General features: G+C 43.8%; 21 protein-coding genes. 13 read left to right on the forward strand and 8 right to left on the reverse strand.

Going from position 1 to position 24,167, the window contains the following annotated elements; translation table 11 throughout:
• Positions 1 to 3 precede the first annotated feature (3 nt).
• Entirely contained in the window at positions 4 to 1,014 is a 1,011-nt protein-coding gene (locus ACZ427_RS01130) for an LLM class flavin-dependent oxidoreductase (RefSeq protein WP_461178641.1), read from the forward strand.
• Positions 1,015 to 1,137: 123 nt separating this feature from the next.
• On the opposite strand, the gene ACZ427_RS01135 is transcribed toward ACZ427_RS01130, so the two are convergent.
• Complete coding sequence (locus ACZ427_RS01135; RefSeq protein WP_461178642.1) at positions 1,138 to 1,392, reverse strand: hypothetical protein; 255 nt, start codon at positions 1,390 to 1,392, stop codon at positions 1,138 to 1,140.
• A gap of 599 nt (positions 1,393 to 1,991) precedes the next feature.
• Between ACZ427_RS01135 and ACZ427_RS01140 the strand changes: the two genes are divergently transcribed.
• Positions 1,992 to 2,765: an Rpn family recombination-promoting nuclease/putative transposase gene (locus tag ACZ427_RS01140; protein WP_461178643.1), complete on the forward strand. Its 774-nt coding sequence runs from the start codon at positions 1,992 to 1,994 to the stop codon at positions 2,763 to 2,765.
• Positions 2,766 to 2,955: 190 nt separating this feature from the next.
• Here ACZ427_RS01140 and ACZ427_RS01145 read toward each other — a convergent pair whose 3' ends face one another.
• Both ACZ427_RS01145 and ACZ427_RS01150 read right to left on the reverse strand, forming a co-directional pair.
• Positions 2,956 to 3,828 (reverse strand): hypothetical protein, encoded by an 873-nt coding sequence (locus ACZ427_RS01145; protein ID WP_464883497.1) that lies wholly within the window; start codon positions 3,826 to 3,828, stop codon positions 2,956 to 2,958.
• A 304-nt stretch (positions 3,829 to 4,132) separates the two neighbouring features.
• Complete coding sequence (locus tag ACZ427_RS01150) at positions 4,133 to 4,537, reverse strand: secondary thiamine-phosphate synthase enzyme YjbQ (protein WP_461178645.1); 405 nt, start codon at positions 4,535 to 4,537, stop codon at positions 4,133 to 4,135.
• A 213-nt stretch (positions 4,538 to 4,750) separates the two neighbouring features.
• Here ACZ427_RS01150 and ACZ427_RS01155 point away from each other — a divergent pair, with 213 nt between their 5' ends.
• Positions 4,751 to 5,371, forward strand: a complete 621-nt coding sequence (locus tag ACZ427_RS01155; RefSeq protein ID WP_461178646.1) for an SGNH/GDSL hydrolase family protein — start codon at positions 4,751 to 4,753, stop codon at positions 5,369 to 5,371.
• Positions 5,372 to 5,596: 225 nt separating this feature from the next.
• On the opposite strand, the gene ACZ427_RS01160 is transcribed toward ACZ427_RS01155, so the two are convergent.
• Positions 5,597 to 5,986 carry a hypothetical protein gene (locus ACZ427_RS01160; protein WP_461178647.1) on the reverse strand — a complete coding sequence of 130 codons (390 nt, stop codon included), beginning with the start codon at positions 5,984 to 5,986 and terminating at the stop codon, positions 5,597 to 5,599.
• An 874-nt stretch (positions 5,987 to 6,860) separates the two neighbouring features.
• Between ACZ427_RS01160 and ACZ427_RS01165 the strand changes: the two genes are divergently transcribed.
• The 7 genes from ACZ427_RS01165 to ACZ427_RS01195 all read left to right on the forward strand — a co-directional run bounded on the left by ACZ427_RS01165 (position 6,861) and on the right by ACZ427_RS01195 (position 16,783).
• Complete coding sequence (locus tag ACZ427_RS01165) at positions 6,861 to 8,651, forward strand: PTS mannitol transporter subunit IIBC (protein WP_461178648.1); 1,791 nt, start codon at positions 6,861 to 6,863, stop codon at positions 8,649 to 8,651.
• A gap of 22 nt (positions 8,652 to 8,673) precedes the next feature.
• A complete protein-coding gene (locus ACZ427_RS01170) occupies positions 8,674 to 10,743 on the forward strand; it encodes a BglG family transcription antiterminator (protein ID WP_461178649.1) in 2,070 nt (689 codons plus the stop codon).
• Between the two features lie 19 nt (positions 10,744 to 10,762).
• Positions 10,763 to 11,200, forward strand: coding sequence for a PTS sugar transporter subunit IIA (locus tag ACZ427_RS01175; RefSeq protein ID WP_461178650.1), 438 nt, complete (start codon positions 10,763 to 10,765; stop codon positions 11,198 to 11,200).
• 1 nt (position 11,201) lies between these two features.
• Positions 11,202 to 12,350, forward strand: a complete 1,149-nt coding sequence (locus ACZ427_RS01180) for a mannitol-1-phosphate 5-dehydrogenase (protein WP_461178651.1) — start codon at positions 11,202 to 11,204, stop codon at positions 12,348 to 12,350.
• Positions 12,351 to 12,403: 53 nt separating this feature from the next.
• Positions 12,404 to 12,604 (forward strand): hypothetical protein, encoded by a 201-nt coding sequence (locus ACZ427_RS01185; protein ID WP_461178652.1) that lies wholly within the window; start codon positions 12,404 to 12,406, stop codon positions 12,602 to 12,604.
• A gap of 632 nt (positions 12,605 to 13,236) precedes the next feature.
• Positions 13,237 to 16,194: a formate dehydrogenase subunit alpha gene (fdhF, locus tag ACZ427_RS01190; protein ID WP_461178653.1), complete on the forward strand. Its 2,958-nt coding sequence runs from the start codon at positions 13,237 to 13,239 to the stop codon at positions 16,192 to 16,194.
• Positions 16,187 to 16,783, forward strand: a complete 597-nt coding sequence (locus ACZ427_RS01195) for a helical membrane plugin domain-containing protein (RefSeq protein ID WP_461178654.1) — start codon at positions 16,187 to 16,189, stop codon at positions 16,781 to 16,783. The genes fdhF and ACZ427_RS01195 overlap by 8 nt, the downstream gene beginning before the upstream one ends.
• Before the next feature lie 457 nt (positions 16,784 to 17,240).
• On the opposite strand, the gene ACZ427_RS01200 is transcribed toward ACZ427_RS01195, so the two are convergent.
• Positions 17,241 to 18,032 carry a hypothetical protein gene (locus tag ACZ427_RS01200; RefSeq protein ID WP_461178655.1) on the reverse strand — a complete coding sequence of 264 codons (792 nt, stop codon included), beginning with the start codon at positions 18,030 to 18,032 and terminating at the stop codon, positions 17,241 to 17,243.
• Positions 18,033 to 18,160: 128 nt separating this feature from the next.
• Between ACZ427_RS01200 and ACZ427_RS01205 the strand changes: the two genes are divergently transcribed.
• On the forward strand, positions 18,161 to 18,286 hold the full coding sequence (locus ACZ427_RS01205; protein ID WP_464883498.1) for a hypothetical protein: 126 nt from the start codon (positions 18,161 to 18,163) through the stop codon (positions 18,284 to 18,286).
• Positions 18,287 to 18,505: 219 nt separating this feature from the next.
• On the opposite strand, the gene ACZ427_RS01210 is transcribed toward ACZ427_RS01205, so the two are convergent.
• A complete protein-coding gene (locus tag ACZ427_RS01210; RefSeq protein ID WP_464883499.1) occupies positions 18,506 to 19,123 on the reverse strand; it encodes a hypothetical protein in 618 nt (205 codons plus the stop codon).
• A 146-nt stretch (positions 19,124 to 19,269) separates the two neighbouring features.
• Between ACZ427_RS01210 and ACZ427_RS01215 the strand changes: the two genes are divergently transcribed.
• Positions 19,270 to 20,610: an N-acetylmuramoyl-L-alanine amidase gene (locus tag ACZ427_RS01215; RefSeq protein WP_461178658.1), complete on the forward strand. Its 1,341-nt coding sequence runs from the start codon at positions 19,270 to 19,272 to the stop codon at positions 20,608 to 20,610.
• Between the two features lie 105 nt (positions 20,611 to 20,715).
• A complete protein-coding gene (locus ACZ427_RS01220; protein WP_461178659.1) occupies positions 20,716 to 22,023 on the forward strand; it encodes a S8 family peptidase in 1,308 nt (435 codons plus the stop codon).
• Between the two features lie 340 nt (positions 22,024 to 22,363).
• On the opposite strand, the gene ACZ427_RS01225 is transcribed toward ACZ427_RS01220, so the two are convergent.
• Together ACZ427_RS01225 and ACZ427_RS01230 are read right to left on the reverse strand one after the other, a co-directional pair.
• Positions 22,364 to 23,221, reverse strand: coding sequence for a hypothetical protein (locus tag ACZ427_RS01225; protein ID WP_461178660.1), 858 nt, complete (start codon positions 23,219 to 23,221; stop codon positions 22,364 to 22,366).
• Positions 23,222 to 23,267: 46 nt separating this feature from the next.
• On the reverse strand, positions 23,268 to 24,083 hold the full coding sequence (locus tag ACZ427_RS01230; RefSeq protein ID WP_461178661.1) for a metallophosphoesterase: 816 nt from the start codon (positions 24,081 to 24,083) through the stop codon (positions 23,268 to 23,270).
• Positions 24,084 to 24,167: the final 84 nt, after the last annotated feature.

The raw sequence follows: 24,167 nt of genomic DNA on the forward strand, positions 1-24,167 counted from the left end.
ATCATGAAGCTTAGTGTACTGGACCAGGCACCAATCTCAAGGGGGTCCAATGCCCAGGAGACCTTAAACAACACATTGAAATTGGCTAAAAGAACCGAGGAGTTGGGATATACAAGGTATTGGGTAGCGGAACACCATAATACAAACGGCCTTGCGAGCACCTCACCGGAAATACTTATCACACGTATTGCGTCACATACGAATACAATCCGTGTTGGATCCGGCGGGGTTTTGCTCCCTCAGTACAGCCCTTTTAAAGTCGCAGAGAATTTCAAGATGCTGGAGGCGCTCTTTCCCGGCAGGATAGATTTGGGAATTGGACGCTCCCCCGGGGGATCACAGGATACCCGATTAGCACTTACCGACAGCATTAAAAAAAGCATGACCGCTTTTCCGAGGCAATTGGAGGATCTGCAGGGATTTCTGCACAATACACTGCCAAGAGATCATGCCTATCGAATGGTGAAAGCAACACCGAGAACGAAAACAGCTCCACCGATATGGGTATTGGGTTTATCAGAAAGAGGAGCTGCCAATGCCGCTAAGAATGGAATTGGATTCACATTCGGTCACTTTATCAATCCGGTGAACGGCTTGGCAGCGATGGAGAAATACCGGGAAAAATTCCAGCCTTCCCCAAGCCTGGATGAGCCACAAAGCAATGTATGTATTTTTGTCGTCTGTGCGGACACACAGGAAGAAGCAGAGGAACTTGCGTTGAGCCAGGACAAGTGGCTGTTGAATGTTGGAAAAGGTGCAGATACGAAGGTGCCCTCCGTGGAAGAAGTGAAGAAAAAGGCATTTCGTCAGGAGGAACTGGAAGAGATTAAGAAAAATCGCAGGCGCTGTGTGATTGGTACCCCGGAAAAAGTGAAAGCTGAATTGGAGCGGCTCAGCGAATATTATCAGACGGATGAGTTTATGATTATCACAAATATTTATGATTTTGACGCGAAAGTTCATTCCTACCGGTTGCTGGCGGAGGCATTTGAGCTGGATGGTTTGCAGGAATAGGAGTTAAAGAATGGATTTGAAACCTATCTGACTCTAGTATTAAACGCTTCTATATAGAATGTAAAGAAGTTTGAGCGGGTGTGTTGAATCCTAAGTATCCGTTCAATTGTATTTGGTTGGCAATTAAGCCCCCAACATGGCGGCTAAGAGTATGCCGTCACTATCTATAATAAAAACAGCTATTTCAATTAGAAGACTGTTTTCTAAAAGATTGGGACTGCGGTTACGCTTCCCATCAAAAAGCTCTGGGGCTGCGATTACTGGCCCCATCAAAAGATCTGGGACTGCGATTACTCGTCCCATCGAAAAGACTTGTTGCTTTTGACGCAAAAGATGTAAAAGACGACGTAACTTTATCATGGTTTTGTTTTCTTCCATTCCTTTTGAACCCGAGTGCTATCACAATCGCTTCGGCAGAATACTTCGCTTTCCGCGGGCACGGCTTCAGCCTCCTCGAGAAACCCACTCTGCGGGGTCTTCAGACACGTGCTGTTCCCGCAGGAGTCTACGTATTCTGCCTACGCTAAGAGTGGTGTTCTGATTATAGAAAGGATAAAGCTCATGGAATCAATGTTTCATGGAGGCTTTCTCACTCAAATAGAAAGCTATTCTAAGCTGCTTTAAAAATGCGAGACTCCTACGGGAAAAGGAACAGTCTGAAGACCCCTAAGGCGAGGTCTTTGCGAGTGAGGAGGCTGAAGCGTTCCCCGTGGAAAGCGAGTGTTTTTTAAGCAGCGTTGGGCTAGCACTCATTTTGTAAAGGATGAGAGAAAGTCACTTTTAGGTTACTTCGTCTTTTATATCAGCTGCGAAGTTAAAAAGCACAAAATTTCACCAAAGTAGCCGACCAAAAAGGTATGATCTCGGTTCATGCCTTTGAACAAGATGGGAACCCTTGTTCTTTATTTGATGTTGTGGTATAATATAAATAGAATTACACCTCGGTCATCGCTTCATTTCTTGAAGGATGTGTTAAAATGACAGTAACGACATTCGTGAGAGAAGAACCCGCCACATATACCCAGCACGATCAACTATTCAAAGAGTTAATCCACACATTTTTTGCAGAATTTTTAGAAGTATTTTTCCCAGAAGTTCATGATTACATTGATTTTTCCTCTCTTCAGCCATTATCAGAAGAAGTATTTACAGATTTATTTGAGGGGGAGACCCGCAGAGCAGATATAGTGATTGAAACAAAACTGAAAGGCGAAAATGCTGTCATTATTATCCATGTAGAACCACAGAGCTACGGACAGAAAAACTTTCATGAGCGGATGTATCATTATTTCAGTCTTCTGTACAATAAGTATAGGAAACCAATTTTACCAATTGCTGTTTTCAGCTATGAGGAAAATCGGAATGAGAAAGATCAATTAACGATGGAATTTCCCTTTTTTCATGTACTAACATTTAACTTTCTGATGTTAGAACTGCGGAAAGAGGATTGGCGTAATTACATCAAATCAAATAATCCAGTTGCAGCAGCATTATTAAGCAAAATGGGGTATACAGATAAAGAGAGGATTCAAGTTCGAATAGAATTTTTACGAATGTTGACGAAAATGGAATTAACCCCCGCTAAAACACGATTGATTCTAGGTTTTTTCGAAAGATACCTCAAATTAGATGAACGGGAGGAGGAAGAACTTATGGAACAGATTAAAAATGTTGACGACTCAGAAGAAATATTAAATCTTCCAATTTCGTGGGAAGAAAAAGGAAAGGAAATACTGCCATTGAAATGTTAAAAGAAGGGCTGTCTGTTGATTTGATAGCGAGAATCACACAGCTTGATCCAGAAGAAATCATGAAGTTAAAGAAATCAATATAGATTTGGAGAATTTGTTTTCTTTAATTTGCTCAGAAAAACATCCTTCTTCTGATTAAGTACGGTTACCAACAGAAAGGATGTTTTTGCATTTTGGTTATAGTTGATTTCTACAACCCCCGTAATTTAGTTTCATGCTCAATCGATCTTAAGGCTAGTGTTTCCATTGATTTTTCCTGGCGTTCATTACTGTCAGCTAAATGATTAAGTTTTTCCGTATTTTTTACAATTTGTTTGAAGTTTCGGTTGATTTGTTTGTGGTTTTGATTAATTTGATGGAAGTTGCGGTCAATGTGCCCGGTGTTTTGTTCTATTAATTGAGTATTTTTCTCAATCAGTCCATAATTTTGTTCGATTTGGCTGGAATTTCGTTGAATTTGATCGGAGTTTCTATCTATTTTTTCCTCTAAGCGATTCATATCATGTTTCGTAGCCATATGAGCAATGTCGTCTTTTGAAGCCATGTTGTTTATATCGCTTTTCGTAGCCATATGAGCAATGTCGTCTTTTGAAGCCATGTTGTTTATATCGCTTTTCGTAGCCATATGAGCAATGTCGTCTTTTGAAGCCATGTTGTTTATATCGCTTTTCGTAGCCATATGAGCAATGTCGTCTTTTGAAGCCATGTTGTTTATATCGCTTTTCGTAGCCATATGAGCAATGTCATCTTTTGAAGCCATGTTGTCTATATCGTTTTTCGTAGCCATAAGGGCAATGTCATCTTTTGAAGCCATGTTGTTTATATCGTTTTTCGTAGCCATATGAGCAATGTCGTCTTTTGAAGCCATGTTGTCTATATCGTTTTTCGTAGCCATAAGGGCAATGTCATCTTTTGAAGCCATGTTGTTTATATCGTTTTTCGTAGCCATAAGGGCAATGTCATCTTTTGAAGCCATGTTGTTTATATCGTTTTTCGTAGCCATCGTACTTCTGATATCTTTTATTTCGGCCAAAAGCTGCTGGAATATCTTTTCATTATCCACGTTTCACACACACTCCTTTCCAGAATTTTAGATGGGGACTTTTAAAGGTTAATAAAAATATACCATGCTTTTGTGCAATGCGCAATTTATCAAAAAGCAAATTTAAATGCTGAAAAAGGCATGTTGACATGATATATCTTTATTTTGGTAGACATTTTTTAAAGGAAATTATGTTTTGCTGCTTTCAGGAATGGGTAAAATTTAAAAATCACCTATTTTAAGTTTAAACGATTTCTTCATGAATCTGCTCTTTTGCGATGAAATCGTCGAGGACAAGGGAGGCGGTTGGAATGTCGCCTTCCATTTATCCCTCGATTACTTTCACAATATATTTTCTGCTGCCTCTTGGCCCATCAAATTCACAAAAATAAACACCCTGCCATGTACCGAGGACTAACTCGCCGCCAGAGATGATTAGTGTTTGCGCATGGCCGACGGTGCTTGTTTTCAGATGGGAGGCGGTATTACCTTCACCGTGCCTGTCTTTCGGATGCTCCCATGGATAGACTTCATCCAGCCGCATCAGCATGTCAGTTTTCACATCTGGATCCGCATTTTCATTTACAGTAATGCCTGCAGTGGTGTGCATGGAGGATACAACGGCAATTCCATCTTTCACGCCCTCGTCTCGAATCCATTGTTCGATAGTAGAGGTAATATCGATCATGTCAGAATGGTTTCTTGTGCGTAATTGAAATACTTTTTCCACTTTTTCTCATCCTTTGTAATTGTGTTTCTTTTATTCTACTAGAAACTGCTTTGATATTAAAATGGCTGGTGTTGAATACGGTATAAAGTGTAGAGTTATTCGAAACGAGTTTCCTTTTTAAAAAAATAATGAATAGTATTCTTCTAATATAGCCCCATATAGTTGAAATGTAATACATATACTTTTATAATATTAAAAAAATGAGGTGTTAATATGTCGACAAAACGTATTTTATTCATCGGAGACAGCATCACAGCTGCACGAAAAGAATTTGATCTTGAACAAATTGGTCATGGATATGTCCGGATTTTGCATGATTATCTAATCACGGCAAATCCAGGGAAACACCTGGAATTTATAAATAAAGGAGTCAATGCGAATCGAATCAGTGATCTTGCGGAAAGATGGCAGGAGGATGTCCTTGACTGGAATCCAGATGTGCTCTCCATTTCGATTGGAATAAATGATGTGTGGAGGCAGCTGGATGCGCCGAAAATGGATCAGATTTACCCGGATGAATTTGAACGGGTATATGAAGATTTATTAAATCAAGTACAGGAAAAGACAAATGCAGCCATTGTACTGATGGAGCCGACGGTAATTGAAGACGATATAAGTATCGAGGGAAATGAAAAAATGAAAGAATATGTGACAGTCGTTCATCTGCTTGCTGAAAAATTTGATGCGACGATTGTACGTACACATGAAGCGTTTCTCGATTATATGGAGGCTGGAAATGAACATACGCTTACCACGGACGGGGTCCATATGAATGCGCTTGGAGATATGCTGATAGCTTCAACGTGGGCGGATGCTACGAAAGGGATCATCTAAAAACTCATGTGTGTCCTTCTAACCGATTTACTTAAGGGCGCAAATAATCAAATAGCATCGCAAAACACACACGTTATTTCCCATTTGAAATAGCGTGTGTATTTTAAATGCTGTATCAAGGTTTGAATAAAACATGGATCAATCCATGAGTCCACTTTTTATGGTAACTCTAAGCTCATATCCGATTCGAGCAGCCTGACTCAATCTGACCCCAATCTAATTCTTCTAATATACTTCCTTCACCGAAATGGCTGCGGAAAAGCTGTTTATCCGGCAGCCATCAAGTTCATGCTCCCGCAGTAATCCCAGCTTCAATGCCGAGTTAATTTTCTCGTCATCCGGCTTCCTCTCCACTTTAATCAGGTCATTCATGTTCAGCTCTTCCAGCCGATTTAATGTTGTTTCTTTATTAAATTTCTCGGAACGGCGGATTTGCCGCTGCAGCTTGTATTTTCCGTCTATGAATTCACCTTTATTGTTTTCCCCGACTTCTTCGTCAAAATAATGATGGAATTTCTTTTTCAATTGAATCATTTCCGATTCGATTTCCTTTTTTATTTTATTCAGTTCCCAGTAGCGTGCGAGCATGTCCGCATTGATCATGGATTCATTCATGGTATCCCTCCAAATTGGCTTGTTAGTTCATCCTATTTGCAGGCTGAGGGGATTATGCCTGGTAGATAGTCCTAGTGTAGAACTGGGCGTGTTCGGGTATAAGAAAAATAGAGCGTTCGTACCATGTATGATTTTCACTATCTTACTCATCCTTTATAGTAGTTAAGAAATAAACGAAGCTCGCCTTGAGCGATCCACCATCTATAATGAAAACAACTAATTTAAACCAGAAGACTGTTTTCTAATAAGATTGCTTGTTTTTGACACAAATACAATAAAGTGTGATGTAACTACTGGGCCGATTTCCGCTCCGGACCGTTGCTTTCCGCGGGCACGGCTTCAGCCTCCTCGCGGAAGAACACCGCTGTGGGGTCTTCAGACTCGTGCTGTTCCCGCAGGAGTCAACGGTCCTCCGCTCCAATCAACCATCATAAATTGCAAGCGTTCGTTTGATTGAATCAAGCAATCAATATTTTTTAAAGTTGCAAAGCACCATAGCAGCGAAGGAAATACACGGAGATTCGACTGGGAGAAAAGGCATCGGTGAGACCCCGCAGTGCGTCAGAACGAGGAGAATCACCAGCCGCCCTTAGGTGCGCGTAGTGTATTTCCGTAGCGGTTAGACACCAACCACCATTGATGTTATGTCGTATTCTATATCAACTGCGAAGTTAAGAGCAACAAAATTTTACTAAAGCTTGGGCGTTTAGCCAAGTTTTCTAATAGCGAATAAATTATACTTATTAAATAATGGCAACATTGTCTCCTGCCAAATTGCTGTTTAGATTAGATTGAGAATACGGATGCAAGTGCTTATTATAAAACTAGGGAATTGATTTTACTTAAATTCATGATATATAAAAGGAGTGTTAAAATGGCTGAAAAGAAAGGAATCCGTGCGAAGGTACAGCGGTTTGGAAGCTATTTGAGCGGTATGATTATGCCGAATATCGGCGCATTTATCGCCTGGGGTATTATTACTGCCCTGTTTATTCCGGATGGCTGGCTGCCAAATGAGAATTTGGCAACATTGGTTGATCCGCTTCTTTATTACCTGCTGCCACTGTTAATTGGTTTTACTGGTGGTAAGATGATCCATGATATCCGGGGCGGGGTTGTTGGTGCAACTGCGACGATGGGTGTCATTGTCGGTGCAGATATCCCAATGTTCCTTGGCGCCATGGTGATGGGGCCACTTGCCGGGTGGTTAATAAAGAAAATCGACGAGCGGTTCTCGGATAAAATCAAATCCGGATTTGAAATGCTTTATAACAACTTTTCATCCGGTATATTGGGTGCGATTTTAGCAATTATTGCAGTACTTGGAATTGGTCCGGTTGTCGAAGGACTAAACAATGCATTGGCAGCTGGTGTAGAGGTTATTATTGCTGCAGGACTTCTACCACTTGCTAATATTATCATTGAACCTGCGAAAATTTTATTCTTAAACAATGCAATTAACCATGGGATATTGAGTCCGATTGGAGCGGACCAGGCTGCAGAGGCCGGGAAGTCGATTCTCTTCCTGCTTGAAGCGAACCCTGGTCCTGGTTTGGGAATCTTATTGGCATTTACGATTTTTGGAAAAGGTGCCTCGAAAAGTTCTGCCCCTGGTGCGGCGATCATTCAATTTTTCGGTGGGATCCATGAAATCTATTTCCCATATGTATTAATGAAACCTGCATTAATCCTTGCAGTCATTGCCGGTGGGGTAAGTGGTGTATTCACGTTCTCCATTTTCGGTGCGGGATTAGTTGCGCCAGCGTCACCGGGAAGTATTTTTTCCGTATTGGCATTAACCGCACAGGATAGCTATATTGGCGTTATTCTTGGTGTTCTCGTAGCGGCGGCCGTTACCTTCGTTATTGCTTCAATCATTTTGAAAACCAGTAATCAGGAAGCTGGCGACCTGAGTGAGGCAACGGGTCAAATGGAAGAAATGAAAGGGAAGAAAAGCGGTGTATCCAGTGCATTAGCTCAAGGTACAGAAGAAGCTGAATTGGAAAAGGCAGAAGCAGAGGCGAAAGATGCCGGTGAGGAAATTCCTGCTGAAGACATAAATAAAGTGATCTTTGCCTGTGATGCCGGTATGGGATCCAGTGCAATGGGTTCTTCCTTACTCAAAAATAAATTCAAGAAGGCAGCGATTGATATCGATGTGAACAACACATCCATCAACAACATTCCGGATGATGCGGATATCGTCATCACGCATAAGGATTTAACGGATCGTGCCAAACAGAAATTGCCGAGTGCAGAGCATATTTCCGTGGAAAACTTCTTAAACAGTCCGAAATATGATGAGCTCATTGGCCGCTTGACAAAGGAAGATACGCAAGAAGCAGCACCAGAAGCTGAGGTGGAGGAAGAAAAGCCTGCAGCAGAAGTTGATAAAATCATCTTTGCCTGTGATGCGGGCATGGGCTCCAGTGCGATGGGTGCTTCCTTGCTCAAAAACAAATTTAAGAAAGCGAATATTGATAAAACGGTTACCAACACATCGATCAACAATATCCCGGATGATGCGGATATCGTCATCACGCATAAGGACCTGACGGATCGTGCGAAACAGAAATTGCCGAATGCAGAGCATATTTCGGTGGAAAATTTCCTGAACAGCCCGAAATATGATGAGCTTGCAGGCCGTCTGAAGGAAGAAGAATAGTCGCTTAAGGGGGCGGTGAGGCTTGTATATCTCCGGCCGTGAACGTGAAGTGATCGAGCTTTTATTAAAGCGTCAGGAGGCAATACCGGTAAAGGAAATCGCCAGGAATATTGGCGCTAGTGTCCGAACAATCCACCGCGATTTGAAAAGTATTGAAAAAATAGTTGCTGATTATAAGCTGGAGCTTGTGAAAAAAACAGGAGCCGGTGTGCGTATTCAAGGCTCGGAGGATGACATCCGTGAGCTGGAGCGGGCACTCACATGGAAGCCTGTCTCTGAGTTCACACCACAGGAGCGAAGCGCGGTTATTTTATCAACACTCCTGGAAACAAATGAACCAATTAAACTGTTCACCCTCGCAAGTGAGTTACATGTAACGATTGCGACAATCAGTCATGACCTGGACCTGTTGGAGGAAGATTTAGCAGCATACCACCTGATACTTATTCGGAGAAGGGGATATGGTGTGAAAGTGGAGGGCGAGGAAAAGCAGAAACGGTCTGTAATAAGCAACCTGATTACAAAGCATGTAGATCCGTTTGAATTTGTTTCCCTTGTTAAAGAAAATATTCAGAAGAAATCTGAACAAAACACGATTTCCAATCGGTTATTGGGCTTGGTCAATCCACAAAGACTCGAGCCAATTGAACGGCGGGTAGAAGAAGCAAGAAAAGAACTGACCTATAACTTGGCTGACAGTGCCTACATTGGACTTGTCGTACATCTTGCATTAGCACTCGAGCGCTTGCAAAAGGGTGACATCATCACATTTGACCAGGACTATTTGCAGCAGATGAAAGGAACGAAGGAATACAACATCGCAAAAAATATCATTCTTCATCTGGAAAATGATTTGAATATGGCTATCCCCGAGGATGAAACCGGCTATATTACGATGCATTTAATGGGGGCGAAACTCCGGATTGATCAGAACTATGATATAGAAGATTCCAGTATGGATACGGCTTATCAGGCAAAAGAACTGATTCAGTATATCAGCAAAGAACTGGGAATTGATTTAACCCAAAATAATGCCCTGTTGAAGGATCTGGTGGCACATCTAAAGCCGGCCGTTTACCGCTTGAAGCAGGGAATGAATATAAAAAACCCGATGATTCAAGAGATACGAAAGGATTATGATGAGCTCTTCCATCTCATCGAGGAAGGTGCGGGCGCAACGTTTGTGGGCATTGATTTTCCCGAGGATGAGATCGGTTATCTGGTGCTGCATTTTGCCTCAGCACTGCTGAATCGCGAAAACGAAGCAGACATGCAAGCATTGGTGATTTGTTCAAGTGGGATTGGCACAGCGAAAATACTTGCAACAAAGCTGAAGCAGCGTATTCCGGAAATTAGGCATGTTGACAATAAATCGCTGTTTGATCTGGACCAGATGGATACGAAAAAATATGATCTGATTGTATCAACCATCCCTTTAAAAAACTTTGACAGTGATTATATTGTCGCTTCACCAATGCTGACAAAGGCGGAGGTACATCTGATTCAAAAAGCAGTCAGACAGCGAAAGCTTGCGTATAAACCGACAAAAGAAAAACAAAAACAGACCGAATTTCTTCCCAATCTGGAAGCAATGAAAAATTATTCCACCGTGATACTCGATTTGCTGAATGCTTTTCACATTCAAGCGATCTCGGATGAGCTTCCCATGAAGGATATTTTACAAGCGGTTTGCAGTGAATTGGAAAAAGACAGGATGATCATCCATAAAGAAAATGTTTTTGAAAAGCTGGAAAAAAGGGAACAGCTAAGTGGATTGGGAATTCCAGATACAAAGTTGGCCCTCTATCATACACGTTCGGATGACGTCGTTGGGCCGAGCTTTTCCATCTATGATTTGAGTTATCCCGTGGAATTAGTGGGTATGGATGGTGAAGAGATGCAGGTAGAGCGGATCCTGTTCATGCTTGCACCAGCACATACGTATCAGGAAGTGCTGGAGGTACTGAGTATCCTGAGCAGTTTGATTATCCAGAATCAGGAAAGCATGAGATTGTTTGAAACAGGAGATGAAGCCCAAATCAAACATTTCCTGTCTGAGAAGTTTCATGCATTTATAAAGGAAAAAATCTAGTAGAAGGAGTGGATCAATGATGGGTAAAGAAGTATTAAGCAAGGACAACATTCATTTAAATGTAGCTTTGAACAGTAAGGAAGAGGCGGTTCGTTATGCCGGACAAATCCTTGTGGACAACGGCTATGTGGAGGCAGCCTATATTGACAAAATGCTGGCGCGGGAAGAGATGACTTCCACATTCATGGGCAATAATGTTGCAATCCCACATGGTACGGAAGAAGCAAAGGAATCTGTGATTGAAACAGGTCTTTCGGTTGTCACTGTCCCTGAGAGCGTCGAATTTGGTGATGGCAACATGGTAAAAGTGCTCATCGGCATCGCAGGCAAAGGAGACGAGCATTTGGAGGTGCTTTCCAAAATTGCCATTGTCCTTTCCGAGGAAGAAAATGTGGAAAAAATCGTAAATGCCGAGTCAAAAGAAGAAATCATTTCCCTATTTGATGAGGTGAATTAACATGCTAGCAGTCCACTTTGGCGCAGGAAATATCGGCCGGGGTTTCATCGGCGCCCTGCTATATGAAGCAGATTACCATACCACTTTTGTGGATGTAAACGAAGCAGTGATCAACGAAATAAACGAAAAACAGCAATATAATGTAGTGCTTGCTGCTGAAGCTAATGAAACATTAACGGTAAAAAATATATCCGGCATTAACAGCATCAACGACCCGGAAAAAGTAGTTGACGCATTGACGAAAGCAGATATTGTCACAACAGCGGTCGGCCCGAATGTGCTTGAACTCATCGCCGGGCTCATCGCAAAAGGCCTCAAAGCGCGCGTGAAAACAAATCAACAGACACTTAATTTGATTGCATGTGAAAACATGATCGGAGGCAGTGCATTGCTGAAGGAAAAAGTCTTTGAACATCTTTCAGCAGAGGAAGAGAAGGAGTTCGAAAAATATTTCGGTTTCCCAAACGCAGCGGTTGATCGAATCGTGCCAAACCAGGAGAATGAAGATCTTTTGGAAGTATCGGTAGAACCGTATTTTGAGTGGGTCGTTGACGAAACACAGGTGAAAGGCGAGATCCCGGCGATTGATGGCATCACCTACGTAAAGGACCTCACACCATATATCGAGCGGAAGCTATTCACCGTCAACACCGGACATGCGGCAGTCGCCTATATCGGCCGCTATATGGGCTATGAAACAATCACCGAAGCATTGAAGGATGAAAAAGTGGAAGATATTATCAAGGGCGCCCTGATCGAATCAGGAGAAGCATTGATCCAGACATACCAATTCGACCGGGACAACCATCAGGCATATATCAATAAAATTATCGAACGCTTCAAGAATCCATACATTTCCGATGATGTAACCCGCGTCGGCCGCGGCCCAATCCGCAAGCTCGGCCCACGTGACCGCCTCATCCGTCCGGCAAGCTTGTATATGGACGTTACCGGCGAGAAACCTGTTTATCTCGCCAAAACCATCGCAGCCTTGCTAAAATTTGAAAATGACCAGGACGCAGAAGCAGTAGAACTGCAGCAGATGATTCAGGAAAACGGCTATGAAAAAACATTACAAACAGTATCCGGCCTTGAAGAAGGCAATGCATTGATTGCTGCAGTGCTGGATGCATTGGAAAAAATGAAATAAGTTTGGTTGCACTCCTTCCGTCTGATGGCGGAGGGAGTTTTTTGTGCTTGTATGTGGCGCGGGGCGCTCATCTGGCTGGGGCTCGCTCGAAATTGGTGATGCTCACCTGCTCGGGGGCGATGATTCGCGGGATTCGGGTGAAGCGGGCAATCACGGGGGCGATGATTCAAGAGATTCGGGTGAAGCGGGCAATCACGGGGGTGATGATTAGCGGGATTCGGGTGAAGCGGGCAATCACGGGGGTGATGATTTAGGAGATTCGGGTGAAGCTCACATTCTGGGGGTGATGTTTCATGAGAATCGGTTGATGCTCACATTCACGAAGGCGATGTTCGATGAGATTCAGGTGAAGCTCACATTCACGAAGGCGATGTTCCACGAGATTCGGTCGATGCTCATATCCTCGCTCGATTACAGGTGATTCCTTCACCGAAGCGAATCCTCCGGCGTTCAGAAGAGGTTTTAACAAGTAAGGTTTTAATTAATGAAGACCTTGTTGGAAAAAGAAGTGACACTTCCGCTTGAAATGAGGAGCTGTCGCTCGAAATGTGTGCGGTATGCTCGAATCGGGTGGTGCGTCGGTCGAAATCGCATGCGCTCGCTTGAATCAGGTGGTACCCACTCGATATGGCATGTAGGGCGCCCGTTTTAACATGACGCTCGCTCGGGTTCGATGGTGCTGTTGCTCGTTTTAAAGCTGCATGTCGCTAAATTTACTAAGAGTGATCACTATCAAATCACACGCCCGAATGCTTCATGTATGTGCGTTCAAAGTGGGACAAGGTACCTGTCCCTCCGTCCCGATGTTTATAGTTGTTGTATTTAGGGTAAGAGGTGGTTATAGTATGTAAAATTTGCTGAATTCTAATGGAGGGGAGTTTTGTTTTTGCAGAAGCATAGTGAGGTTACACTAAATGGAAAGCGTTTACTATTGGGAGAGAATCAGACAGTGATGGATGTTATGTCGGAAAATGATGTGGATGTCCCGAGTTTGTGTTATCATCCGAGTCTTGGTGCCATTGAGACATGTGACACATGTATTGTCAATGTGAATGGGGAGCTGGTGCGTTCATGTTCGACGAAGCTTCAGCCTGGTGATCGTGTCAGCACGAATGATGAAGAATCGCATGAAGCGCAGGTTATCGGGCTTGACCGGGTGCTTGGCAATCATGAGTTGTATTGTACGATTTGTGATTTTAATAATGGTAATTGCGAGATACATAATACGGTCAAAGAGATGAAGATCAGTCATCAGGAGACACCATTTACAGGGAAGGATTATGAGGTTGACCGTAATTCGTTTTACCGTTATGACCCGGATCAGTGTATCCTTTGCGGACGCTGTGTAGAGGCATGTCAGGATCTTCAGGTGAATGAGACCTTAACGATTGACTGGGAGCTTGACCGACCGCGTGTCATTTGGGATAAGGATAGCCCGATTGAAGATTCGTCCTGTGTTAATTGCGGGCATTGTGCAACAGTTTGCCCATGTAATGCGATGATGGAGGTCGGCATGGAGGGTGAGGCTGGATTTTTGACCGGTATGCTGGAATCTTCCAAGCGCCCGATGATCAATATTACGAAAGAAGTAGAGACAGGCTATGAGCAGCTGATGACGATTTCTGATGTCGAAGCTTCCATGAGGGAAAATCGCATTGAAAAGACAAAAACCGTATGTACCTATTGTGGTGTTGGCTGTTCCTTTGATGTATGGACAAAGGATCGCCAAATACTGAAGGTAGAACCACAACAGGAAGCGCCGGCGAATGGAATTTCCACATGTGTGAAAGGGAAATTTGGCTGGGATTTTGTCAACAGTGAGGAACGCCTGACAAAGCCGCTGATTCGTGAAGGTGACGCATTTCGTGAGGCGGAGTGGGAAGAGGCATATGGGTTGATTGAGCGGAAATTTAACGAGCAAATCAAGAAAGATGGTCCGGATTCATTGGCCTTTGTTTCCTCATCCAAATGTACGAACGAAGAATCTTATCTGATGCAAAAACTGAGCCGCTCTGTAATCGGGACAAATAATATTGATAACTGCTCCCGCTATTGCCAGTCTCCTGCGACAATGGGGCTGTGGCGTACGGTTGGTTACGGGGGAGACTCCGGATCGATTGAGGATATTGGGAATGCGGAACTTGTCATTATCACCGGTTCCAACACGGCGGAATCCCATCCGGTGCTTGCGACAAGGGTCAAACGCGCCCAGAAACTTTTTGGTCAGAAAGTAATTGTCTCCGATATACGTAAACATGAGATGGCGGAACGTTCGGATTTGTTTATCCAGCCAAAGCCTGGAAGTGATCTGATCTGGCTTTCCGCTGTTACGAAATATATTTTGGACAAGGGCTGGGAGGATAAGCAATTTTTGAAAAATCATGTGAATGGCATGAAGGATTATATCAAAAGTCTTGAGCCATATACGCTTGACTATGCTGAAGAAGTAACCGGTATCTCCAAGGAAGATTTGGTTGAGGTTGCTACATCCATTCATGAAGCAAAAACTACAAGCTTCCTATGGGCGATGGGTATTACCCAGCATGGTGGTGGAAGTGATACAAGTACGGCAATTTCCAACCTGCTTTTAATTACAGGAAATTATATGAAACCTGGTGCAGGATCTTATCCACTTCGCGGGCATAATAATGTGCAGGGAGCCAGTGATTTTGGCAGCATGCCGGACCGCTTCCCGGGCTATGAATTTGTTTCCGATAATGAAGTCCGTGCGCGTTATGAAGAAGGATGGGGAACACCACTTTCTGTCAAGCCTGGATTGAATAACCATGAGATGGTGGAAGCAATTCATGACGGAAAATTGAAATCCCTGTATATCAAAGGGGAAGAAATGGCAGTCGTTGATTCAAATGCAAATTATGTGCAGGAAGCTTTTGAAAAACTGGATTTCTTCGTGGTCCAGGATATCTTTTTCTCAAAAACAGCTGAATTCGCGGATGTCATCCTGCCGGCAAGTCCGAGCTTTGAAAAAGATGGAACATTTACAAATACCGAGCGCCGTTTTCAACGTCTGAATAAAGTATTTGAACCACTCGGTGAATCCAAGCCGGATTGGCAGATTATTACAGAGATCGCTAATCGTCTTGGTGCAGACTGGCAGTACGGGCATCCAAGTGAAATTATGGCGGAAGCAGCGTCTCTTGCCCCGATGTTTGCAGGTGTCAGTTACGATCGTCTGGAAGGTTATGACAGCTTGCAATGGCCGGTGGCAGCTGATGGAACAGACACGCCGCTGTTATTTGAAGATGAATTTCCTTTTCCAGATGGTAGAGCAAGATTGTATCCGGTTGAATGGACAAAACCAATTGAATTTGGCGAGGAATACGACCTCCATATCAATAATGGCCGTTTGCTGGAGCATTTCCATGAAGGAAACCTGACCTATAAATCAAAAGGGATCTCGAAACATACACCGAGCGTATTTCTGGAGGTGTCACCGGAACTGGCCAAGGAGCGCGGTGTGGAAGATGGTACGGTTGTGCGACTGACCTCACCATATGGAAATGTGAAGGTGCCATGTATCGTGACAGACCGTGTGAAGGGAAATGAATTATACTTGCCGATGAACGACCAGGATGAAGGTGGCATCAACTACCTGACAAGTTTCCATGCCGACAAAGACACGGACACCCCGGCATATAAAGAGGCTTCGGTAAAAATGGAAATACTCGAGCCAAAAGGAGAAAGCCCACTGCCGAAGATCAATCACCGTTACGGGAATCCGCAGCCACAGATCGGTGTCAATGTCGAGAAGAAATGGCAGCGTAAGGATTACATCTTCCCTGGTGACATTGTGAAAGCAAGGAGGTCCACAACTAATGGCTAAAGCAACCAAAGTCATCCACCGCATCGAACCGAGTGAGGAAGAAATACGACAACGCGAACTGGAGCAGGTAGAGGCGACACTTATTGAAAACAAAGAGGGAGTTATGGAGGCACTCGAGCTGTTGAGACGTCTCCAGGAGAATGGTGTTTTTGAAATACTCAATGCCACTCTTGCGCAGCGTGAAGAGGTAATTGGCCATATCGTAACAGCGATGGATAATGCAGATACAACCAAATCATTGAAAAACGTCCTCCTCATGTTTGATACACTTGGAAAACTTAATATAGAGGAACTCGAGCCACTCGTTCAGAAGATGAATAAAGGCATTTCAAAAGTCGCTGAATACGAACTTGAAGAAAAGAAAGGGCGCGGCGGTTATTCCGCCCTTCTAAGCTCCATCACAGACAAGGAAGTGATGGAAGGAGCCAACACCTTAATGGCCTTTGTCAAAGGATTCGGTGTGGATCAGGAAGAGAAGGAACAAACGGAACAAAAGCCGCGCACGACTTCACCTTCACCAACGAAAAAATGGATTGCAACAGCAGCAGGCATCTCACTACTCGCACTGCCGATCTTGTTTAAGAAATAGGGGGGGACGCGGGGACAGGTACCTTGTCCCAGATGGCCATGCGAGGTCGAGCGAGGCGTAGGGTCGATTGAGCGACTCTTTAGCAAAACGAGCGGGACCTGGCTGAATCGAGCGAGGTAGTTGTCGAACCGAGCAACAGTACTACTGAATCAAGTGGGGCACACTCGCGTTACTGCTTTTTCCAGCAGCAAGGGCTTTATTAATTAAAAGCCTTTTATAAAAAAACATCCCAGTTTACGTGTGTGGACATGAAGCAGGTTCATTTGCCGGATTGCATAATCATACGGATCTGGCTCTGTATAAAATGATTGCTAATGTTATAATCATTGTTTTTGGAAAATAAGTAGTAAAAGAAGCTAATGGACTATCAATGATAGGGATTAGCTTCTTTTTAATGAAAGCTATTTTCTGTATGAAGGAAGACTTAGGAGAAAAATTGCTGGGGATTGAGCGGCATTTAGTTCATCCCCATCGTATTTTTGATGCGGTGGATATCCACTTTATTTGTCCATGTATCATCTCGCAAAAGCTCAAGTTTCGTAGATTGTTTGCTCATTTCTTCTTTGATGGATGCAAATTCCTTAGCATCTGAAATTTTCTTAGCGTCCATTTCTGCTTTCAATGTATCTTGACCGGCAAGAAGTGCTTGAAGCATTTGGTGCTGATCCTGGAATTTAACATCATGATTATCCAATTTATTATTTTGCTGTTCATGTTTTTCGGTATGCTCACCAAGAATGCGAGAGTGCTGGTCCAGTTTCTTGCTATGCTGTTCATGTTTTTCGGTATGCTCACTAAGAATGCGAGAGTGCTGGTCCAGTTTCTTGCTATGCTGATCATGCTTTTCGGTGTGCTCACTAAGAATACGAGAGTGCTGGTCCAGTTTCTTGCTATGCTGTTCATGCTTTTTAGTGTGTTCACCAAGAATGTGAGAATGCAGGTTCAGTTTCTTGCTATGCTGCTCATGTTTTTCGGTGTGCTCACTAAGAATGCGAGAGTGCTGGTCCAGTTTCTTGCTATGCTGATCATGTTTTTTAGTGTGTTCACCAAGAATGTGAGAATGCAGGTTCAGTTTCTTACTGTGCTGATCATGCTTTTTACTGTGCTCATTAAGAATGCGAGTGTGTTCATCATGCTTTTTACTATGCTCATTAAGAATGCGAGTGTGTTCATCGTGTTTTTTACTATGCTCATCCAGTGTGCCCATAATTTTTTCCAGCATGCCGATAATCTGATCTGCTTTTTCCATGAAAAATCACCTCCTGTTTGTGCTCTTATTATAGCACATAATCGAATCGGGAAAAGTTTGTAATTTTCATTTTTGACGCTGAAATTGGGACGGATTTTTAGAGTTATGGTGCATTTTTGGTGGATAAGATGTACGATTTCACATCCAAAATTGAAAATCTGGCTTTTTCTTTATTTTTGGAAGCAGTAAGAATAGGGAAAAGTAAGCTGGAAGGAGCAGGTAATGAAAATCAAAAAACGAACAAAGCCGCTTGACCTCCATAAATACGAAACGTTTCTTCGCCAGTTGCGCACTAATTTTCCCAAGCTTTCGGAGGAAAGCAATGGGCGGGACAAGGGACCTGTCCCCGCGTCCCCCCAATTATTTTGAAAAAACTTCTTTTACAAATTCCTGATGTTTTTCCGGAATCCATTTTTCAATGTCCTCATCAGATGGGGCAGCAATCACTTTATAGGTTACATCATGCATTACAGCTATTTCATCAATTTTTTTATACTATCAAAATTCCCGTCTAATGAATTTTCCCAGATTTCAACATGTTTACCATCCGAGAAATGAAACGTATACCTACCGCTGAAATTGTCAGATGTGTTGCCCATGTCAGCATAATTATAATCTAATGTAATGTTTTTCACACCTTTATCCCAACTATATTTACCATCGCCTATCGTCCAATATCTGGAGTATCCAACCTCTTCTTTTGTAACGTAAATATAATTGTCCATTGCAAAAAACATAAATGGGGATGAGACAATTACAAGAGCTATAAAACCAAATAACAATTCACCTGAGTATTTTTTTATTTCAGCAAATGTATACTTTTTTTGAAGTGAATTCTTAACTAAAATGAAAAAAATCAATGTAAGAATCCCTAACCCCATTGAAAAAAATATAACTGTAAATGCTCCACCCGCTGGAAGACTAAAATAGATAACACTCTTATCGGTATGGATACTTTTCATCATATACCTTATAATTCCGACCCATCCAAAAATAAAAATCAAAACGCAAGCTACGAAGAAAGCAGTTTTAAGTTTTGACTTCCAACCCCCAGTTTTGTTACTATCTTCCATTTCATTTTCCTCCATCATACCAAATTATTCATATAATATACCTCGAGTATAACATTTAATGGGACAAGGGACCTGTCCCCGCGTCCCATGTCCAGTTCTTCTACGACTTTCTTTCATAGAATATTACCGAGACTCAAATAGATCTCAGAAAGGAAGAGGAATAAATGAAACTTTATTTAGACCCCGGACATGGGGGATCAGACGCTGGGGCACGTGGCAATGGCATGTTGGAAAAAGACATCGTGTTGGATATTGCCAAGCGCATCCAGACAATTCTTACGACCGATTATGAAGATGCCGAAGTCAGGATGAGCCGTACTACGGATACTTCCAAAAGTCTGAACGAACGGACAACGGAGGCGAATGCTTGGGGTGCAGATTATTATCTCAGTATCCATTGCAATGCCTTTAATGGTTCAGCACGAGGATATGAGGACTATATATACAGCGGTTTATCAGATTCCTCTGCGACTGCACAGTACAGGGATATCATGCATGAAGAAATAATGGAGGAAAATCAGCTGCCAAACCGTGGAAAGAAAAAAGCTAATTTTCATGTACTCCGCGAAACGACGATGTCCGCGCTTCTGACGGAGAATGGCTTCATCGACAATGAACAGGATGCCCGGTTGATCAGTGATCCATCCTGGCGGCAGAGCGTTGCACAGGCTCATGTGAATGGCCTTGAAAGAGCATTTGATCTGCAAAGAAAGCAGAGTAATGGCACGCTCTATAAAGTAATTGCCGGTTCCTTCCAGTCCAGGGAAAATGCAGAAAAGCGGTCGGCTGATCTTCAATCACAGGGATTCGAGTCTTTCATTGTTCCATTCTCCGCCTCTGGTGTGCAATGGTACCGCGTGCAGGCTGGTGCTTTTTCCTCGAGAGCGAATGCAGAAAGGCAGCTGGAGCAAGTGAGAAATGCCGGTGTGGAAGATGCCTTTATTATCACAGAAGGCACCGATACAGAAAACGGAGAAACAGAAGGATATTCGATTTTCGGAAAAACCTACCTTTCGCCGGAGCTGATGGACCAATATGTCAATGAGATAAATCCCGATGCTTCAGCTCTCGGAAGCTACTATCTTGAAATTGGAGAACATTATGGAATCAGGGGGGATATCGCTTTTGCACAGGCCATGCATGAGACCGACTTTCTTCGGTTTACAGGTGTCGTCCAACCCGAACAGAACAACTTTGCAGGCATCGGTGCGACTGGACCGGATAACCCGGGGGCAAGTTTTGATACCGAACAACAAGGAGTTCTTGCCCAGATTCAGCACCTCTATGCCTATGCTTCCAGTGAGTCCCTTCCGGATGGATATCCATTGGTCGATCCGCGGTTTGATTTGGTAGATAGAGGTTCAGCAACGACATGGGTGGCGCTTAATGGGAAGTGGGCAGTACCGGGAGATCAATACGGGCAGTCCATTTTGGATATCTATGAAAGAATGGTGAACAATGCGATAAGCAACCTGGAGGAAATGTTGGAGGACATAGGAGGTTAATCTAATTTTTAGCCCTTTTCCACCTTTTCTGATACACCTTCATTAATCCTCCCTCTTAGAAGACGCGTACGATGTAGTAACTTCGAAAGAGAGGAGGTAAGATTCATGTTAGGTTTCTCCATGATTCAAATGGCCCGGAAAGATGGAAAAAGGCTGGATAAAGCAATGCGTCAGGAGATGGTAAACTTTTACCGACCCTTTCGTTCTGTTCCTTGTTTTCTGCATCGGTCATTTGAATATTTACGGAAAAAGACAAAGAAACTCCCTATCCTGATAGAGTTTGACCAAGATTCATTTGCCAATGGAATAAATGAAGTAAAAAATAAATGCAGCCACCTTCGTGAGCATCCCTCAATTTCCTGCTGCTCCACGAAAATCTCTGTAGAAAATATCGAATACCTGCTCAAAAATTGCAGTCATATCAAAAAAGTTCATTACGACCGAAAAGTGGCAGCACTGCTTGATACCGCTGTTCCATCCATTAATGCCGATCAGTTGCAGCAGTCCGGACTCACAGGGAAAGATATAACCATCGCAGTAGTAGATACAGGAATTCACCCACATGAAGATCTGCAAGGACGCATCATCGGTTTTTCCGATTTTGTTAACGACAAAGTAGATCCGTACGATGATAATGGACATGGCACCCATTGTGCAGGAGATGCAGCCGGGGATGGAAGTCAATCCAATGGAAAATACCAGGGACCCGCAACACAAGCAAACCTGGTCGGTGTAAAAGTACTGGACAAAATGGGCGCTGGCTCACTTTCCACAGTCATCGAAGGAATTGATTGGTGTATCCAAAATCAATCAGAGTACAATATCCGTATTCTCTCCCTTTCCTTGGGATCAGATGCAGTAGAATCAGCGGAAGATGATCCAGTCGTAAAGGCTGTTGATGCGGCCTGGGACAATGGCATTAGTGTTTTTGCTGCTGCCGGTAACTCAGGACCAGATCCACAAACCATTGGCAGCCCGGGCACAAGTCCAAAAATTATTACCGTCGGTGCGGCGGATGACAATGACACAGCGGAACGTTCGGATGTTACGGTCGCTGATTTCTCAAGTCGCGGTCCAACCATCGATGGCTATACGAAGCCAGATCTATTGACCCCAGGTGTAAACATTGTTTCCTTAAGGGCGCCAGGATCGTTCATTGCGAAAACAAACAAAAGTGCTCGTGTGGATTCCGACTATATCACCTTATCGGGAACATCAATGGCCACCCCGATCTGTGCAGGAGTAGCGGCTCAGCTACTGGAACAAAATCCGGAATTATCACCGGACCAAGTAAAGGATATGCTCATAGCAGCCAGCGAAGATATAGGACAACCCCCCAATGCACAAGGCCACGGCTACCTCGATGCTTCCAGTCTGGTGGGGGACGCGGGGACAGGTACCTCGTCCCAGTAGACTAAAGTGTTTAGTAAATACCAGAAATAAGCCTATTCTATAAAGCTGGGACGCAGGGACAGGTACCTTGTCCCAGCTGACTAAAGTGAATAACAAATACCAGGAATAAGCTATTCTATAAATAGGAAGCCGTATAATAAGAAAGTCTAAAGTGGTGCGAATATCATTCAGCCCTAGTGCAATAGCCCTTCAAAAGGGGGCAGCTGACAACAGAAAAAAGCAACCACCCTTTGTAGTAGCGATACTGCCAAACGCATAAAAGCAACCACCCATGCGCCTTGTAGGCAATTAGGTTCCGAATGTAATCATATGTTCAGTGATTCAAATACTGACATTGGCATTATTTCCTTCCTTCAAAAAGGATAAAAGGGAGTGAGCCACCATCCAGGGGGAGTATAAGCTTTAACAGGTGATGGAATATCGCCCTCGCGCATGTGAGCATCAGCCGAATCACCCGGAACATCGCCCTCGCGAATGTGAGCATCAGCCGAATCACCCGGAACATCGCCCCCGCGAATGTGAACATCAGCCGAATCTTCTGGAACATCGCCCCCGCGTAAGTGAGCATCGCCCGAATCCTCCGGAATATCGCCCTCGCGCATGTGAGCATCAGCCGAATCACCCGGAACATCGCCCTCGCGAATGTGAGCATCAGCCGAATCACCCGGAACATCGCCCCCGCGAATGTGAACATCAGCCGAATCTCCCGGAACATCACCCCCGCGAATGTGAACATCAGCCGAATCCTCCGGAACATCGCCCTCGCGAATGTGAACATCGCCTGAATCAAGTGGAACATCGCCCTCGCAAATGTGAGCATCGCCTGAATCAAGTGAAACATCGCCCTCGAGCCAGTGCGCATCCCCCGAATCACGTAAAACATCACCCTCGCGTAAGTGAGCATCGCCCGAATCACCCGGAACATCGCCCTCGCGTAAGTGAGCATCGCCCGAATCCTCCGGAACATCGCCTCCGCAAATGTGAGCATCAGCCGAATCTTCTGGAACATCGCCCCCGCGAATGTGAACATCAGCCGAATCTTCTGGAACATCGCCCTCGCGAATGTGAACATCAGCCGAATCTCCCGGAACATCGCCCTCGCGAATGTGAACATCAGCCGAATCACCCGGAACATCGCCCTCGCGAATGTGAGCATCGCCCGAATCACCCGGAACATCGGCCTCACGAATGTGAACATCGCCCCAAATCAAGCAACAACTCCAGCCAAATCGCCTGCTCTACGTCTAATTGCTAACTGTAATCAAGCTTAATTGACTTTTATTCATGAAACGAATCGGTGCGATGCTTGTGCCGAGTCCGCTGTCGATATAAAGTTGCTTATTCTGATCGAGTTCGTAAATTCCTTTTTCCAAGCGTGGGAAGAGCCCCTGACCCGGAGCGATTACTGCGCCAATAATGGGAATGCGCACTTGCCCGCCATGGGTGTGGCCGCTTAGGATCAGGTCTGCTGGGATGTCTCCATATTTATCGATGATGCCCGGGGAATGTGATAACAGAATGGTGTAGTGTTCACCGCCCATGCCATGAAAAGCCTTATCAACATTTTCGTGACCGGTGGAGGAATCATCTACACCAACCAGGTTGAGGGTTACGCCGTCAACTGCAACCTGCTTATTTTTATTATCCAGAATTTCAACATTTCGCTCGATGAGACCATGTAACAGTTCAGCGTAATTGCCATTGTCCCACTCATGGTTGCCGGAGACAAAATAGACATGTTCATGGCTTGCGGTAATTTTTTCGATCAGGGCAAAAACAGCCCCGAAGTCACTGGTACTTCTGTCAATGAGATCACCTGTTATCACGATGATATCAGCATTCGAATCGCTTATTGTATTCATCAGTTTTTCATTTTTATCAGTAAAAATTTTGTTATGTAAGTCACTGATCTGCAGCATCGTGAATTTGGAGTTCTCCGGTATTTTACTGCTGGAAAACGCCACGCGATTCACTTTGAAATGATTGGTATCATAATAGATTTTAATGGAAAATGTAATCACGACTACGAGAAAAATGAGTATCGTCAGCCATTTTTTCATTTTGCTGCACCACCTGTCGTTAAAATGTCAGCGAATAAACAAAAATAACCACCCTATGAGCCTGGCAAGCAATTAGGGAGGTTA

The sequence above is a fragment of the Virgibacillus ainsalahensis genome, from assembly GCF_055380755.1.

Bases quoted from the DNA above. Each gene is read 5' to 3' on its own strand.
- ACZ427_RS01130 (WP_461178641.1), top strand. From the start codon at position 4: ATGAAGCTTAGTGTACTGGACCAGGCACCAATCTCAAGGGGGTCCAAT.
- ACZ427_RS01160 (WP_461178647.1), bottom strand. From the start codon at position 5,986: ATGAATGAATCCATGATCAATGCGGACATGCTCGCACGCTACTGGGAA.
- ACZ427_RS01155 (WP_461178646.1), top strand. From the start codon at position 4,751: ATGTCGACAAAACGTATTTTATTCATCGGAGACAGCATCACAGCTGCA.
- ACZ427_RS01205 (WP_464883498.1), top strand. From the start codon at position 18,161: ATGTACGATTTCACATCCAAAATTGAAAATCTGGCTTTTTCTTTATTT.
- ACZ427_RS01195 (WP_461178654.1), top strand. From the start codon at position 16,187: ATGGCTAAAGCAACCAAAGTCATCCACCGCATCGAACCGAGTGAGGAA.
- ACZ427_RS01135 (WP_461178642.1), bottom strand. From the start codon at position 1,392: ATGGAAGAAAACAAAACCATGATAAAGTTACGTCGTCTTTTACATCTT.
- ACZ427_RS01175 (WP_461178650.1), top strand. From the start codon at position 10,763: ATGGGTAAAGAAGTATTAAGCAAGGACAACATTCATTTAAATGTAGCT.
- ACZ427_RS01230 (WP_461178661.1), bottom strand. From the start codon at position 24,083: ATGAAAAAATGGCTGACGATACTCATTTTTCTCGTAGTCGTGATTACA.
- ACZ427_RS01180 (WP_461178651.1), top strand. From the start codon at position 11,202: ATGCTAGCAGTCCACTTTGGCGCAGGAAATATCGGCCGGGGTTTCATC.
- ACZ427_RS01165 (WP_461178648.1), top strand. From the start codon at position 6,861: ATGGCTGAAAAGAAAGGAATCCGTGCGAAGGTACAGCGGTTTGGAAGC.
- ACZ427_RS01215 (WP_461178658.1), top strand. From the start codon at position 19,270: ATGAAACTTTATTTAGACCCCGGACATGGGGGATCAGACGCTGGGGCA.
- ACZ427_RS01200 (WP_461178655.1), bottom strand. From the start codon at position 18,032: ATGGAAAAAGCAGATCAGATTATCGGCATGCTGGAAAAAATTATGGGC.
- ACZ427_RS01210 (WP_464883499.1), bottom strand. From the start codon at position 19,123: ATGATGGAGGAAAATGAAATGGAAGATAGTAACAAAACTGGGGGTTGG.
- ACZ427_RS01225 (WP_461178660.1), bottom strand. From the start codon at position 23,221: ATGTTCACATTCGTGAGGCCGATGTTCCGGGTGATTCGGGCGATGCTC.
- ACZ427_RS01220 (WP_461178659.1), top strand. From the start codon at position 20,716: ATGTTAGGTTTCTCCATGATTCAAATGGCCCGGAAAGATGGAAAAAGG.
- ACZ427_RS01140 (WP_461178643.1), top strand. From the start codon at position 1,992: ATGACAGTAACGACATTCGTGAGAGAAGAACCCGCCACATATACCCAG.